At 43.4% G+C, this 16,154-nt stretch carries 9 protein-coding genes and 3 pseudogenes; 2 read left to right on the top strand and 10 right to left on the bottom strand.

Annotated features, from left to right (window positions below):
* Positions 1 to 434: 434 nt before the first annotated feature.
* A pseudogene (locus L4D19_RS05450) lies at positions 435 to 557 on the top strand (methyl-accepting chemotaxis protein); the annotation flags it as partial.
* Between the two features lie 164 nt (positions 558 to 721).
* On the opposite strand, the pseudogene L4D19_RS05445 reads toward L4D19_RS05450, so the two are convergent.
* The 9 genes and pseudogenes from L4D19_RS05445 to L4D19_RS05405 all read right to left on the bottom strand — a co-directional run.
* Positions 722 to 1,671 (bottom strand): annotated as a pseudogene (locus L4D19_RS05445) (IS3 family transposase); the annotation flags it as partial.
* Between the two features lie 140 nt (positions 1,672 to 1,811).
* On the bottom strand, positions 1,812 to 2,657 hold the full coding sequence (locus L4D19_RS05440; RefSeq protein ID WP_428451574.1) for an OmpA family protein: 846 nt from the start codon (positions 2,655 to 2,657) through the stop codon (positions 1,812 to 1,814).
* Between the two features lie 2 nt (positions 2,658 to 2,659).
* Positions 2,660 to 4,264, bottom strand: coding sequence for a hypothetical protein (locus L4D19_RS05435; RefSeq protein WP_428451573.1), 1,605 nt, complete (start codon positions 4,262 to 4,264; stop codon positions 2,660 to 2,662).
* A gap of 32 nt (positions 4,265 to 4,296) precedes the next feature.
* The gene (locus L4D19_RS05430; RefSeq protein ID WP_428451572.1) at positions 4,297 to 6,501 is read right to left on the bottom strand and encodes a hypothetical protein; all 2,205 of its coding nucleotides are present in this window, start codon (positions 6,499 to 6,501) and stop codon (positions 4,297 to 4,299) included.
* Positions 6,498 to 9,341, bottom strand: a complete 2,844-nt coding sequence (locus L4D19_RS05425; protein WP_428451571.1) for a hypothetical protein — start codon at positions 9,339 to 9,341, stop codon at positions 6,498 to 6,500. The genes L4D19_RS05430 and L4D19_RS05425 overlap by 4 nt, the downstream gene beginning before the upstream one ends.
* Before the next feature lie 5 nt (positions 9,342 to 9,346).
* Positions 9,347 to 9,778 (bottom strand): hypothetical protein, encoded by a 432-nt coding sequence (locus tag L4D19_RS05420; protein ID WP_428451570.1) that lies wholly within the window; start codon positions 9,776 to 9,778, stop codon positions 9,347 to 9,349.
* Between the two features lie 217 nt (positions 9,779 to 9,995).
* Positions 9,996 to 11,003 (bottom strand): hypothetical protein, encoded by a 1,008-nt coding sequence (locus L4D19_RS05415; protein ID WP_428451569.1) that lies wholly within the window; start codon positions 11,001 to 11,003, stop codon positions 9,996 to 9,998.
* Positions 11,004 to 11,071: 68 nt separating this feature from the next.
* On the bottom strand, positions 11,072 to 11,674 hold the full coding sequence (locus tag L4D19_RS05410) for a hypothetical protein (protein ID WP_428451568.1): 603 nt from the start codon (positions 11,672 to 11,674) through the stop codon (positions 11,072 to 11,074).
* Between the two features lie 2 nt (positions 11,675 to 11,676).
* Positions 11,677 to 12,387, bottom strand: a complete 711-nt coding sequence (locus tag L4D19_RS05405) for a YMGG-like glycine zipper-containing protein (protein WP_428451567.1) — start codon at positions 12,385 to 12,387, stop codon at positions 11,677 to 11,679.
* Positions 12,388 to 13,037: 650 nt separating this feature from the next.
* Here L4D19_RS05405 and L4D19_RS05400 point away from each other — a divergent pair.
* A pseudogene (locus L4D19_RS05400) lies at positions 13,038 to 13,154 on the top strand (IS110 family transposase); the annotation flags it as partial.
* A gap of 215 nt (positions 13,155 to 13,369) precedes the next feature.
* Here L4D19_RS05400 and L4D19_RS05395 read toward each other — a convergent pair.
* The gene (locus L4D19_RS05395) at positions 13,370 to 16,150 is read right to left on the bottom strand and encodes a hypothetical protein (RefSeq protein ID WP_428451566.1); all 2,781 of its coding nucleotides are present in this window, start codon (positions 16,148 to 16,150) and stop codon (positions 13,370 to 13,372) included.
* Between the last annotated feature and the right edge of the window lie 4 nt (positions 16,151 to 16,154).

The raw sequence follows: 16,154 nt of genomic DNA, 5'->3' as shown, positions 1-16,154 counted from the left end.
TATGCGTTGTTTCCGATTATTGATTTAGAACCACTAGATCTTCTAATCGGAGCCTAGCCTAGAGGCCAAGTAACTCTCGCTGAAACGAGCATCTTGAGGTAGCTTGGGTATACAATTTCTACGAAACGTTTTCGTATTAGGCCTTACCAGTTTTCTTTCCATCAAAGTGATAACAACTATCACAGAGCCTCTGTCCAAACAAAGTGAAGTCTTATGTTTTCTGACCTTCTTTGTCGTACCGGCTGGATTTCACGTTCTGCTCAGTAAAGGATTTGAGCTGTTAATGTGGCTAGTCATCGTCAATAACGGAAACACCAGTAAAGCCAACGACTACGAACATTAGGTCGTAGTTGCATATGAATACTTAATTCGAAAGTTCCTTAGTTGGTGTACTCAAAATGGTTTGAAGCTTAGAGCCTAGAATTAAAGAGAGCGATGGCATTGTCAATGTAATTAGCGGCATATCCAAACAAATTAATTTGTTCATCCCAAATGCTGCAAGTGAAGCAACCCGCGCTGGCGAGTCGGAACGCGGTTTTGCCGTTGTTGCCTATGAAGAATGTTGTCAGTGATATAGCTGATGCAATTGAACACGGTCAACTCATTGAATCAGCTACCCACTGAGCTAAAATACTTTAAAGTCTGATTAAGCAATTTGAGCTAATACAAAAAGACCAACTAGCAAGTCTCAGCCAAGCACCACTGGCTGTGTAGTAGTCAACTAAAGCCGGGCATCGGCTTCAGCAGGCGGCAACCCGTCGTTATGCTGATGTGGGCGCTGCCAGTTGTAGTAATCCATCAGGTATATACCGACGTCTCGTCCCGCTTCACGAGCAGTCATGTACCTGTTGTGATGGAACCCATTCTGTCTTTAAGCTACGGAACAGGCGCTCCATTGGCGCACTGCCCTAACAGTTTCCTCTTCGGCTCATACTCTGTGTCATTTGATAACGCCATAGTCGTTGCCGTTGCCTGAACTTCCTGCTCGCATATTGGCAGTCTTGGTCTGAGTGAAGCATGACACCTCGAGGGCATCCTCGTTGATGATAAGCTATATCCAAAGCTTTCACGACCAAGTCTGCATCAAGCTTTCCGACATGGCCCAACCAACGGCTCGCCGCATATGAAGGTCGATAACGGCAGCCAAGTAGTGAACAGCTACCAGCCCAGTATACGTGATATCTCCGCACCAAACCTGATTAGGATTGGCAATATCGAACTGCCTCTCTAGTCGATTTGGGGTGTCCGATCGTTCCACCTGCGCCGATTTATATGCATGAGAGCCGGATTGCTTCGACATCAGCCCTCCCTCTTTCATCAGGTTACGCACCTTGAAACGGCCAACCAGATATCCCAACTCCTACATCATTGACTTTAGCGCTCGGCTACCAGCGGAACCACGGCTCGCCTTGAACAAGCTTCGAAGCTCACTACGGAGCTTCAGTCGCTCGGGATCGACACTGCTTTTTCGAGCCTTGTACTCATAGAAACAGGGCGTGGAAATATCGAAAGCGGAGCAGACCAGTTCGGTGGATTCTTACACTCTCAACTGGTCAATCAGGGCGTACATTCGAACTCATCCACCATCAAGAGAGCTGTGGCCTTTATTAAAATCTCTTTTTCACTTTCTAGCCGATTGATGCGGACCTCAAACTCTTGGAGTTTCTGCTGGAGTCAACCGTGAGCTTATTCTCCAGTTGACTTAACTCAAAAGCGGCTTTCCTAGTGTATCCTTTTGCATCAGTTAGCTTTGCATCTTCGGGGGAGTGGGCAAGATTTATTCCATAACTTCGAGTAACTCAAATAACCCTCTATTTAAAAGCGAACTTTAAATATGATGTTAACTGTGCAGGTGAACAAGGTGAATTAGCCTCTATAGCAGCAATGAGATCGACACGACGATCCAGCTGGTACATGGACTCTAACTGACTTAAGAGCCTCTCTCGCTCAGCAGGCAGCAATGACTCATCAAACCCTTGTAAGTACATCTCATCCCACTGGGCTATTGTCATATCACGTTGACTCAAATAGTTACGCAAGAACCTTGAACGGTTGCGACCATACCCCTCAACTACCATGCACTTATAAGGAATACCAAGTCTGTGTAGGGCATGAAGTATAGTCAAACTGCGGTTAACAGATAAATCCATGTTGCTATCTAGATTTTTATCAACTCCTGTAAATCGGGGTTCGGGAGAAGCATAACCGTGGATCCTGATAACATTAGCGTTATTGTTGCGGATATTGTCATACAACGGCATTAAATGCTTTTTCAATTCGGGAAGGTCCTGTTGACGCACATGCGACTGATTTCTTTCAAAAATTGCTAATGTTCCTTCATGTAACTCTAGTACACCACCATAAACAATACTCGGTTGTTTTTGAGAGGTTGCTTTTAGGTTTTCTAGTTCAAAGGTCAAAGTTTGAATTCGTCGTTGAGCATCCTGTAACTCCTGTCGTACAGACACAAGATCAGGTGCTGACTGGCAAGCATCACCTCGGCATACAGGCTCTACTTTCGGTTCAATGTCTGTAACTGAATAGCTCATTCCAACCACTGCCAAAATAGTGATAACAACAGACAGCAATGAAAGTACGAGATCCGTCCCTGGTCCCATTTCATTGTCACTATCTAGCTCTGTATTTTCAAACAGCACCACTACTCTCCACTTTCAGCAAAATAGCTGTGGATTTGCGACAACGTATTTTGCGCAGGTTCACCAATGGCGGCCATTCCCATTAACAACACAATACTGCCAATTACCCCTCCCAACAAACTCGTTGATAAATACCCGAGCGTACTCCGACCTTTGGGCTTCCGATCAATCGATTGCACTGCCAACATATCAAACTTGTCATTTAGGTTGCTAATAACAAGATCTAACTGGCCACCGCTGGGCACCTCAGGTGTGACATAACGACTCTGAGCTAACGTTTTAACTTCAGAAACTAGCTGCTGAATTGCATGTGTTTGAGCATCATTAATGACAGCCCGCTCTAACCTTTCCGTTAACACTTGAAAAGTACTAACTAGGGCCTCTGGCGTCACTTGTTGCGCGCCATTTAGCTCCGTTTTTATGGATGCTAGGCTTTGTTCCATAGAGCGACTTAAATTGTCCACACTCGAACTAACCTGCTTTATCAATTTATCATTGCGCTCACGCCCCAATTCATCAGCCTGAGCCAAGGCATCATTTAAAGTTGAGTTCCATCTCGACTCATATGATTTGATATTACCTGTTAAAGCGCAAAGCTCTTTCAAATGAGCTTCATGCGCCTGACCCAAAGTATCGATAGCGTACTGGTTAGCATCTAGCTTTTGATAGGTTTGAGCAACAATTTGGCGTTGCTCGCGCCCTTCTTCAAGCAACTTTTCAACCTGTTCAATCAGGTTACGGGTATGTACATTTACATTTTCACGATGTCGTTCAATTTCATCTGAGAGCCTGTCGACATTTGCGGGTAAATCACCCTCTAACCTAATAAAACTTAATACATGTCCCAGATCCATCCATGCGGACTCAAGTTGACGTGTCGTTCGACCATATTCTTTATCAACTAAAGTAACTAGGAACTGAATCATCAACGCGGCCCCAAGCCCAGCAATGCTAGTTCCAAACGCAACGGTCAGACCTGAAATCAACTCGCCAATGGCCTGCCGCTGATCACCCGATCCTTGAAACATGCTAGCGACGGGTTCGAGTCCAATTAACAGCCCGACAAATGTAAATAAGATACCGACGCGCAAAGCCACTTGCTGTGGTATCTGTACCGCAGTTTTGAAAGGCACAAGAGAGCGAACAAAAACCTGTGAAGTTAAATCTGAGTCACGCCGCATTTCTTTTGCATTTTTAATTAACAGCTGTACCATTAAAGACGCAATGGTCTCATTACCTGCCGCACCACCTTCATTACCAAGGTAATAGTCAGCTTCACGTTCACTGTCCGTCACGTCGAGTATTTGCTTATCACCTTTAGTAATAATGCTTTGCCTTTGTTTATTCGCTTTTTTAGTGACCCCTTTTAACAGGCGATGTTCTAGGTTGTAACGTTTACGTGCACGCCAACTCTGTATGTAAGCCCAGGTTAGTGGTAAAACATAGACCAATATGCTAATAACCAACTGAGTAATATTTCCGTTAAGTATATTATCGGGAATATTGCCCCACAGTACTGCAACGGGCAAAAAACACAAAAGTGGAAAAGCCCACCACCCCCAGGTTTGAAACCTGAGGGTTGTGCCTAATGTAAATGGTGTTTTCATAAATCCTTCTTAAATCCTGTTGATACGAAGTGTTACTCTTCCGTAAATCCTCTAGCCTCATGGCCTTGATGAGTTTTTGCCGGAGTACAATCTCGAAGGTCTGAACCAAAGGAACGATCTTCCAGGTTACGCTGACTTAATTTATGCTCCAGTTGTTGTAGTTTCTGTTCAACTTCATATTCGATCTGGCCATCGTTTTCGATGCTCTGAATTCTGCGCTTTTTCAGAGCTTGGTACGTTTCATAGTCTGCCTCAATGGCTAACGTGTCCGTATTAAACTCTTTCAATTTGGCATGTTTTAGCGCTTGTCGCTCTTTGGCTAATTTTACCTCTTCAACAAGGTGCCCCTTGTTTTTCCAATAATCCAACTTAGCCCACTCACTGACACCAGGGACTACAGACTCAATAAATATTCCAACACCTTGATTGCCTAGATCAGCACTAAGCTTGTCGTACAATCTCTTTTGCAGCGTCTTCTTCTCTTCAAAAGTTGAAGCGGTTAGTTCTGAATAGGGTAAGCCAGCCAAGATGCTTTTCATTTTATCTGGCAGCGATTCGACCAACTCATCTAATTTGAGCTGCCTATAGTTCAAATTGACAGCATTACCTCTACTCGGCTCATCAAATCGCCAACGAATAGCAATTGGGATCAGGTAATCGTCTCCTACATACCCTTCTGCCAAACCAGGCATCACCTCAATATCTGTCTGTTTGACGGCATCATTTTTTAGTTTTCGCAGATCTTCACGCATCTCTGGATCATTTTGTAAAATAGAGATGTATTGCGTTTCGAAATTAAATCGGTTTTTCAGCTCTTGTTTTATCGCACCTTCAAGCTTTTCTTTTACAGAAGGACTACTTCCTGCGCCTTCGTAAAAATGTTCGAAGTAATCACTTATTTCCACTTCGCGCATCACAATAGCAGCTTTATCTGTTGCAATTTTTTCAATTTGTTGCGCGACCGAGACCCCTTTGATAGAGGTCGCAAAGAACGCTGAGCCGATTGAAGCAATCCGTCCTTCTAAGTTAATTTTGAAGTTAGCTTTACTACCTGGATCGCTGGTCTCATAGTCCCTCGGCGTAAAGTCATAAATATTAGACTTAAGTAGCTCCCATTCAGGAATTGCAGGGTCTGGCACCAGCGTCATTAAACCAATACCATAACGGCTGGCTGTCTGATTCACCATATTGTGGACAGCTTCTCGAACCTCTTTGAAATTATCAGGACTCAGGCTGTCCGTATCACGTTTGAACAACACGTCTTCAAAGCTTTTGTCCAATACTCCTTGAGCAAACGCTTTTAAGCTGGGTTTGTCCATTTTGTCATATAGGCCAAGATCTTGAATAACAATCGCCAACTTAACATCAAACTTAAACGTTTGCCCCTTGGCGCTTGTCCAATTAACATGAAATATGTCTGACAAACTTTCCTCTTGAACCATGCGCGGTGTTTTCAATGTAAACCGCTGGATAGTCCATCCGATGTTAGCTAACTTTTCGTTTAAGTGTTCTTCCAGTCTGCGGTCAAAATTTGAATCCAAGTAGACTTTATTAAGAATTTCGTTACGTTCAACATAGTCTTTGGTCCAAGTTCTTATTTGCAGATCCCAATCCAACTTGCTTTTGGGCCCTGATTGGCCTTTGCCTTGTAATGGATCAATCCGCATATCAATAGTGACAGAGATATCTCTGTCTGAATCTAAAGTACGTACAGAGAAAGAGGGCGTTTTTACTTCCATGCTTGAAGAAACAAACTTCTTAGTCTCAAGAACACAGACGGCTTCCAAGTCCAGCGTTTCCAACTTTGCCGTTACCAGAGCTGTTAATGCAGAGTTTTGACTATGGGCCCAAGAGCCTAAGTCTTCAGTTCCACGCTGATCTGCTTCAGCCTGCAAAACACGTTGCATTACATTTTCAAGAGTATGGTGCACAGATTCGTTGGTGTTCACGCTCTCACGGATTAATGCCACGCCATCTCTCACCAAACTTGCCGCCCAGCGTATTGGAATATCGACATTTTTGTCTGCGATAAAATCACGAATTCGCACTGTAGATATACCTCCTTCAATGCGGTAGTCATTACGAACGGCAAATCGATGTGACGTTTTTAACCTAGCACCAAAGCCGGTAAGCACTTCCCCCCCCCTGCCTAATCGTACTAGTTTTTGATAGCTATCCGGTTCATCCTTTCCGGTAAGTTTCTTACAAATGCCATCGATTGGTCTTGAAATACTCATCTGGTTATTTCCTTTCCTGTTTTCTGTTGCAAGCCACCAAGATATTCGGCCATCTTGCGATACCTATTCACTTTGAATCGCATCAGTTTTTTCAGTTCTAAATAAATAACTTCTAAATGATGATTTGCCCCGTCGGGTCGGCTTGTTTCTCGCTCAAGCTGCTCTAAAACACTCGCTGTACTTTTCCAATGAGCACAAATTTGGTGAATGCTTTCTGGCTCAAACGTTTCATCCAGGGTTTCCAAATATACAGTGAGGATGTCCAAAGACTCTTGTGTGCTGTGATCTTTATTTAAACCTGCAGCCCCAGAGCCCCACTCGGCAAGCGCGGTAGAAAAGTACTGAACGTACACCTTCTGCTTTGTGGCATTGAGCTTGTCATGTGCCTTGACCTGAGAGATTTGTTTGTACTGCTTCATCAACACAAGTGGGTTTTGGCTATATCGCGCATGCTGTTTCTGGGCGACCTGAACTAAATATTCAGTAAAAAGAATTTCACTCAACTTAAGATGAAGGGTCTCAAAAGTAGAGGTCATGGTGTCACCTAAAGCGCTCTGTAACCCTGATAACATCATGTTGGCAATGTACTGGACTAGATACTGACTCCGAACACTAAAAGACACCAGTTCGGTGTTAACCATTTTGTAGTAAGACAATAGCCGAGAGATCTCTTGATAGTCTTTTTTCGCAATAACTTCAGAAAAACTGCCTTTCACATTGCTACTATAATTAGAGAAGTCAGAACGTATTGCATCAAACCATAGCCTTGAGTAGGTCATGTGTATAATGCCTTCTTCCTCCTGCTTTTTTGTCATGTCTCCCATTTGCTCAAGTACGCGGCACCTTTCTGTAAGGGAAGCACTCATATGGTAAGCAAAGACACGACGCATGTTTAACCAACACTTAGCGGCCTCTGAAATACTCTGCTTCTGACTAAAGCGCAAAAACTCAAACATATAATCCAAAGTCGCGAACTTTTTTTGAACCGCTAAAAGGCCAAATGCATTGATTAACAGCTTAGTTTTAAGGTGATCGCCTTTTGTTGCGTTTAAAGATTCACTGAGAAAAAGCTTATACTCTTCCTGCGATACACTGCTTCTTTGAATTGCTTGAATATAATATGCAATACCTGAAGAAACATAATTAAGAATGTTTTCGGACTTTGTCCTGCTCAGGTTCCCGTTAGTGTTAGCTCGTATATATCGCTCTCTGGCAATAACTACTTGGGTACCTTTTTCAAGCAGCAAAAAGAGAGTTGTGGAGATAGGAAAGTCCACGCTGTTGAAGCGATTTACACACATAAGTAAATGTGAAAAACCATTGGACTCCGAAATGGATGGTGCGCTGCTCCCTTCAGGCCCAGGGAACAACATATTCCGGTCTATAATATAATCGTAGATCTCCTGAGTCATGCTTGGGTATCGACGATAAAACTCTTCAACTAACCAATCTTCACTTAAGTTTACTACCCCTATTGTCAGCCCATATTCAGACGTGCGCTCAATAGAAAGATTACAGTTATCGATTAACTCATCGAAGTATTCCAACCATAAAGCACTCGCATCAGTATCCACATACTGGTGGTCAGATTTTATGGTCGTAGGTGATTCTCCCAAAGCCGCGTTACTCACCTCGCTCTGTTCATGGGTTCTTTGCTGAATAACTGGATATCTCACACATTTCTGTTGAAGAAAACAATACCCCCATGCTCTCAGCTCTTTGTAGCGAACTGGCTGGCGTTCAGACAAACAGCAATAAATCGCGAGGAGCATTTTCTTTAATGGCTTTTGCCACCCTTGTTCAACAATTTGCTTTAACTGTTGAGACTCTTTTTTCTGGCTGTCCTGAAATGCCTTTTGAATCAAGCTCTTGATATGATTAGTTTTTTCCTCATCTGATTTTTCAGCGGTTGATTCGATAGCTTGAGAGCACAAAAATGCCGCTGCACGTGGCGCTTTATTCAACCAGTTTGAGCGATTCTTTGGGAAAAGCCCCAGCAAGTATTGCTTACTTTTACTTTCAAGATTTATCGCGTCATGCCACTTATTAACTAGAATAGTTGTCCAATCAATATAGATAGATTCGGCCATTGCGCTAAGTTTACTATCCAGACTTTTTTCGATGGAATACTGCTCTCGATAAATACAAACAAGCAAGTAAGCTTCTCTGTTGGTAATCAGTGTGTTCAGTCTCTCAAAGTTTTCTTTCGCAATGAGCCAGCGGCATAGTTTAGGGTGACTATTTAATTGAATATTTACCCTTATGTTGTCACCTTGTTTTAGCTCACGTTCAAATAGCTCCAACAGTTCATCCACCGGGCTATGCAACAGCACATCGTCTTGTGGAATGTCTCTGAAATGAAGTTTTCCCGGAAATAGACTCGAAAACTCCTGTTCAACTCTTGTCGCAATGCTTAGGCTCACATCCTCAACATATGCCTCTCCATATACAACCAGAATAGAACTTTCAATGCTGTCCATCACCTCACAGGCAGCCACGTACTGTTCAGAGTATAGAACTTCATCAAGTTCAGGTAGGTGGACTTCATCAGCGTCAACAAGGTAAGCGCTTTGTCCATTTAGCTGCTCTTTAAACCCCACCGGCAACTGCATGTCTGCGTCTTCAAACTCATCAAGCTCTTGGTCTTCACTACTTTGCCCTGAGTTATGGTGTTCGCCTCGATCGGTTTGACTATTTTCATTCGCTTTGCCCAACTCTTCATAAGCACTTTGCTGAGGATCTAGAATCTCTTCCTCGATAACCTCCGATTGTTCATCAGTTGGAAAATCATTAAACGCCTGCCCAATATTGTCTTGATTCTGATTATCCTGAGAATCCATTTTCTTTATCCTAAATGTGCAGGTAAGTAGCTCAATACCAACCTAAATGTAGCTTTTGAGTGGTAATGTCGATGATGCATACTCTCTCTATGTAATTCTCCAGCATGGGAGTATACAGGGGCATATGCACTCGTCCGTTTTGGTGTCTCTGCCTTGCAGAATTCATACAGGCCTCTTGGCGTTAAGTTGATTTCTAGAGGATGTTTATTTTCGGCAGATCCTCTGTCTAGTACCCGAGGAATAATACTCTGATATTGGCCTTTTATTAGAAGCTCATACGTATTGTTTGCTGTGATAGCATCAAACCATTGTTCGTAGCTTGGCAATTGAAATTCCAACGAGTTTTCTTGTTGTAGTTGCTCAATTATCTGATCTACCCTTTCGAAGCTACTCCCTAAAAATGGAGTAGAGCCGTCTCCTTTGTCGAATGCTGGCATGACACTTTGCTGAATCCAGAATCCACTCTTTGCATCGCAACTACTTTTAGCTGAAGTAGCTGCAACAAAAACAAAAGTCTCAGTATAGCTTTTACCACCAAATTTAATGGGGATGTCAATTTTTTGACTTATTTGGTGATTATATTTTTCATCAAACGAAGATGGCTGTTTTTTTTCATTAAAATAGCTATTTTTCTTTTCTGGCTGACTGACCTGCTCATTCTCGACTATTTTTTTTTACCCTCTCAGCAATAAAACGAGCATGTGTTTGAGGCAATTGTAGTGGCGCATTTTGTTCATTCCTCACAAACACTTTAGCTGACTTAACAGCTTTGACAAAGCCATCTGTAGAGGTAGGTTCAACTGTTGTTGATAGATGTCCAAGGTACTTATCCAGTATCGTTTGAATATGACTAGGCTGAATGCTGGTCAACTGCTCTTGTAACTCATAAGCAAGCTGTTTATCATTATCAGAACGCAGTAACTTGTGAAGTGTTTCAACGGCAAGCGTAGAGCAAAGGTTCACAAATCCTTCGGCATAAGGTTCAAGTGGTATGATTGGCTCTTTTGTTATATTGAGTTTGTCATTTACTAAGCCAGAAAAAATCGAAAGCCGATCGCTACTTACACCTTCGATCTTCATTTCCACTTTTTCAGGCCAGCCCTGAGGCGCAATAGGCTCACGACTAAAATAAAAGCAGTTATCAAACACATTTAACAGCTTGCCAAATAACGTATTGTGCCTATAGTTTGGGCTTCTATCTGGCAACTCATGCAGTACTGCTTGGGCTGATAATACTAATCCATGAATGTGATTATTCTTTTTCTCTCGCTTTAATTCAGACACAAGTTCATCGAGTTTCTGAGTTATATCGCCCTGAATAACTTGTAGAGTTTTATTATTTTTCTGTAAATTCACAGCACGCGCTCTAGCTGCATTTGCTGCCTTGTCGTCATACTCAACTAAAATGGCTTTCTGAATTGCTGTTCGGTTTAAAACTTCTTCAACTTCTGACCCATCCGCTCCACCTATGCTGACAAATATATAATTTGATAACTCTTCGTTAGGACGTTCAAATTCGCTATGTAGTTTACTAATTACAAATTCAGCTTTCCTTGCACCTTCACCTTTAAAGATACCTTGATAATCAAAGTCTTCTTCTTTTACTTCGTCTGGAAAGTAAAAACCTCTGAGCAACAGCTCTAACTTATCTTTTATATGCATTTTATAGCTCTCTTTCTTTTCAAATTATTAAATCGCCAAATATGGTTAGCTCACAAAATACATATGAACTAATGGCCTGCGTTATTCAAATTGTTAAATAATTTATCAATTATAGACAAGTGTTTACTTACATCTTGTGATATCTTCTCTTCTTTTAATTTTGCCAGCTTGATGTTCTTATCCAAGGCGTCATTTCTCAAAATCGATGGAGAAATACTTACTTCCTTTTCTTCTATAGCTTTTAATTCATCTTTTTCTAATTGAGCTGTAATTAATGTAAGATCCAGCATCAAAGTTTCTAATCTTTGCTGTTCAAACTTTATATCTGCAAGTACTTCTGTCTCTGAGAGTTTGGTAGCTTCTTCTGACTCTAAAAGCCTTCGGCTTGCATCAAGCGAAACTTTAGACTTTTTCAAGCGTTCACTAAGTTTGCCTATCTCCACATCCACAATAGAGCGCTCATTGTTCGTCCGGTCTAACCTTCGGGCCAGTGTGTCATTAAGCGCGCTTAGTTCATCAACTTCGCTCTGTTTCTGTGTTAGACGCTTGTCATATTCGCCGCCGACGATACCTTTAAGCCCGCCAATAAAGCCGCCCTTATTAGGGTCAGTACTAACAGAAGAGCACGCCGCTACCAATAACGATGTGGTAACTATCAGAATATTACGCACAATCAAGACCTATCTACTAATTCATACAATTCTTTATCGATTGCAACTAATTGTTGCTTTTGTTGATTGTATTTAGTCAACATTGCTTGCAATCCTGCCTCACCCTGCACATCAAACTGTTTTTCAAAATTTGCTAGGTTATTCGTGGCCTGCTCATACTTTTTATCTGTTAATTCAATAGCTTTAGCAATAACCTTACGGTCGTTTTGAATTTGGGCCACAAGATCTTCAAATTGCTGCTGTTGCTGCTGATTTTGCGCTATCTGAGATTCCAAATCACTCAGCCTTTTCCTATCTGCTGCTAGCAACTTTTGAGCGGTATTAACCATTGCTGAGAGATTTTCATTCTTATCACTTAAATCTTGTATTAACGCATTGAGAGCTGATTCTTTATCTGCGTATTCTTGCTTCTTTCCAGCAATATAGTAGCCGTAAGCGGCACCACCAGCAGCCCCAACTACTAATCCTGTTAATGCGGCCTCCTTGCTGTCACCTGCAACCAAACCAACCAGTGTGCCAGTTATCGCGCCGATTACAGCCCCCTCGGTGACGGTTTGGCTAAAATCATCTACTTGATTATTGAGCTGTTCTGCTTCTGGCGATATGTTTCTATCATTTAAAATGGGAATATCTGGTATGGTTTTACAGCTAACAAGGCTTACTACCAACAATGGTACAAGAAAAAAATGCCATATCTTAAGTGAAGCTGTCATATTAAATCCTTTTCGTTAACAAAATTGTTCAAGTATCAAGGCAATAATATCGTTGAAACAAACCAAACTTTTATCTCTTAATTTTAGTTATCACTTTAGCTGAACAAATGTAATGGCAATATGCAACATTAATCACTTCATTCTGTGGAGTATGTTTGCATTTTCAAGGTTTTTGTCAATCTTTATCGTCAACCTCTCTCTATAAGAATGAAGAAAGGTCCTTGTATTATCGTATGTAGGTTAGCTGACTGATTGAACACACCCGATAAACCTACTTGTCAAAGAAACGTTACTCAATATTAGTTCAACCAGTTGCTACACCCTATATTGCAAAGAATGCTTTCACTGGAACCAACCACAGAGCACAATCAATTCATTGTGTCTTAACGGTTTTCAGCAACAAAGAAACAAGATGCAGGGCAACCAAAGTGAAGAAGTCACAGTAAACGCCAAAACCATAACGAGCCCTCAGCTCCATGTGTCACCTGAAAGACCATGACGGGCTATAAACACACAGGCGGATAGCCTGAGCTATGAACTATGATCTTACTTTGGGTTGCTTTTGCTGATTACAAACTAACGGATGACATAGATTCCCCTTCCAGGGGATCTACCACACTGTAGTGGTTACTATTAACACTGGAGGCTCCCTGTCTGATTATTCTTATTTTGGCAGTATCGATTTAGCAAAAAATCATTTTACTACCCATGTCGTTGACTCTAAAGGTAAGGTCATTCTGCATAAATCGATTACTCGGTCTAAGATGTCAATTAAATAGCAATTTCGGATAACTTTTCGTAAGGAGACTTGTATCTACAGGGTACGAATGTTCCCCCCTTACACGTGGATTCCATAGAAGAAACGGGGCAAAAACGAGTAGACGCAACATGTCAGGCAAGACCGAAGCCTAATGGGATCTGACAGTTTGCGCCCAAACTTATTCAATTCATTTGTATTAGTTCCGACTAGTTATTGCTAAAGCTAGTCATTATATTTCGGCGTCAGCCGTTCGGCACTTTCGCTTTTATAAGTCAGGTACTGCGCATCGAAATAGTCATTAAGAGCGCCCATCGCTTGCTGAAAGTTTTCCTTACTGTGTTCAGTCTTCCATTGTCCGGCTTTCTCTAATAGCACTTCCTTCAGGTGCTGCCCGTTTGGTATATCACCCGCCCGCTTGTCCAGCTCCTTGGCAATATTCGAATCACTCTCTGTCAGTTTATCGAAGGCTTTGCCGATGCCTGTTTCGTGGTGCGATGCATACTGATCCCACAGTGCAGGCTGCTGGCCGTTTTGCCAGCCATTGAACTTTGTTTGCAGGTAAGTCAGCGTGTTATCACTGATCCACTCGGCAAGGTGATCATTGCTGCTGTGAGTGATACCCGCCCCCAGCTTAACCGCTCCGGCTGTGGCCGATGCATTTCCGCCTAACGACGTCGATTCTGTCGCACGGATATACTGCAGGTGGTATTTGTTGTCTTCCCCTTTAACAAAGTTGCCTTCAAACTGGGTACTGGCACTCAGTGAGCCACTTAATGCCAAATCATCCAGGCCGTCAATTTCACTCAACTCCAGACTATTTTCACTCAAGAACCGGCCAATGCCTTCTTTAAGGATCCCTTTGATCGCAGAGCTTTTATCCTTCACCGCCGGGATATCAAGCTTTAATGACGCATTGATATATTCGCCATCGTTATCAGGGTTGATATCACCGTCGATCTTGTTGTATTTCACCCCGAGATCAACGGTTTTTTCGCCCAAAACGGGCACCTGAACCGAGGTGGAGACGGTCCCCATTAACTGAGTATTGGTACTCATGGCACCTGATGTCAGCGTAAGAGACTTATCGATATGCTTTTGCTGTTCGAGGTTTAACTGAGGCGTCCTGAAGTCGTCAGCCACACTTTTCAGAAACTGGCTAAACGGTGCTTCCTGAGGATTAAGATGCGGTACTTCCCCTTCCCTGAAGCTTGCCATATAAGCCTGATTCAGCTTGGCATGAGTACACATTACTGCCCTTAAATACTCACCGCGCCCTTCTGCTCCCCGGCTTCCTTCAAATGCATGCTTGATATGGCCAAGATCGCGCTTTATCGCGCTACTTTCCCCACCAATTCGCGCTGCATCATAACTATTTACCACATTCAGGTATGAATCATATTCCAGCTTGAGAGCAACAATGACATCCTTCAGTTCACTGCGCTTGGCCGCCAGTTTGTCCTGATACATCTCCCCGTCATGATCCTGACCGAACGGCTCCTCACTCAGCTTTGTCGACAGTCTCATCAGCTCATTTTCTGTCTCCTGAATCCACTGCCTTCCTTCCGCGCCTTGTTTGGTCTGACGATCACCGAGAAAATCAGACAAATCCATCACAGCCGTATCTTTCAGGGGAACCGATACCGAGAAGAACTTACCGGGCCGACTCTCTATGCGATCGGGCTCGGTCATCAGGGTATCAAGCAAGTTGGCATGTTTGGTAAAGGTGGTATGAACAACAGAACCCTGTAGCGACCCTTTTAGTTTGGCTAACGCGTGAATGCCGGCCTCCAATGAGGCACTACCGTCGATACTCATACCAACCGCCGTGATCGGCGTCGCTGACTGACGGGGTTTGACCTGAATCTTATCGCCCTGCCCTAATATATTCTGCTGTATTAACTGCTTCGTCAGTTGCTGGTTGTGACTAACCACATTCCGCATCTGGGCATCCGCCCTGCGCGCCTGGATCATGCCCTTGAAATTATGCTTTAGCTTACCGGCTCCCTCCCCTGCCAACATAACCAGCATGTCATTGGCATGGTAATCAATAAAACTGTCCAAGTTGGCAAATGCCTGTGTCTTGCCCAGTGCCAGGCTACCAGTCAGCGCGACTTTGACAGGCGTTTCACCGCCACCCGCCTCCAGATTGACACTCAAGCTTCCCTTGTGAGATGCCCGGATCCGGGTATCGTCGTTGCCAGTGACCTTAACGTCATACCCAAACCCGACGGTCGCAGATGCCGCCTTGAGGTTAAATAATCCCAGCGCCGGTCCGATATCAAACTTTAAAGACACGGCACGCTCTGTGCCTCCTTTGGTCAGATGGTGGAACTGGTCTTGCAGACTCTGCTTAAACTCATTTCTCAGCTGTTCCATCCCGCCGCTTCTTACTTGCTCGGCAAGCTGGCGAACAGAAAGCGTCTGCGGATCACTTTTCGGCATTGACGATGCAAGATCTCTTAACGCCTCATAGGCCTGGCTGTGACTTTTCGCGTCCGTCTGAGTTGCCAGATTCTTTACCACCTGTTGCGCCTTGACGAGATTGGCTTTTGCCTCTGCCGGCAAGGCACGAGTGCTGAGGTGATCCAGTGCTTTGGCTACAACCGTCTGATCACCCGCATTATAAGTTTTCCCCAACAGTGCATTGGCTGTTAACTGAAGTCGCTCGTCTGAACCTTTGTATGTTTCTAGCTGACCGGCTGCTGCCATCACCTGATGAAAGGCTTGTTTGCTCAGCGGTTCTTGCTGCTGCTTGAGAAAAGGCGTTTCGAGTAATAAATGGCGTGAGGATTCTGGAAGTTGGTGGAACTGCGCGAGCTGTGATTGAGAGAACAATTGGCTCACCCGGTCGGCAGGCTGAGTAATGTTATGGCTCGGTATCGTTGATGGTGTTGCAGGAGGTGGGATAGCTCCGGAAGTTGATGATGTCGATTGCTGCTGAACATGTTGCGTCTGATCGAGCGCTCGCGTCTGTCCAACCGCTGATGCATTGAAATTAACCATGGAA

The sequence above is a fragment of the Photobacterium kasasachensis genome (assembly GCF_050336885.1).
GTDB lineage: Bacteria > Pseudomonadota > Gammaproteobacteria > Enterobacterales > Vibrionaceae > Photobacterium > Photobacterium kasasachensis.
Note: the sequence above shows the minus strand (reverse complement) of the source record. Positions and strands in the feature narration are given on the sequence as shown.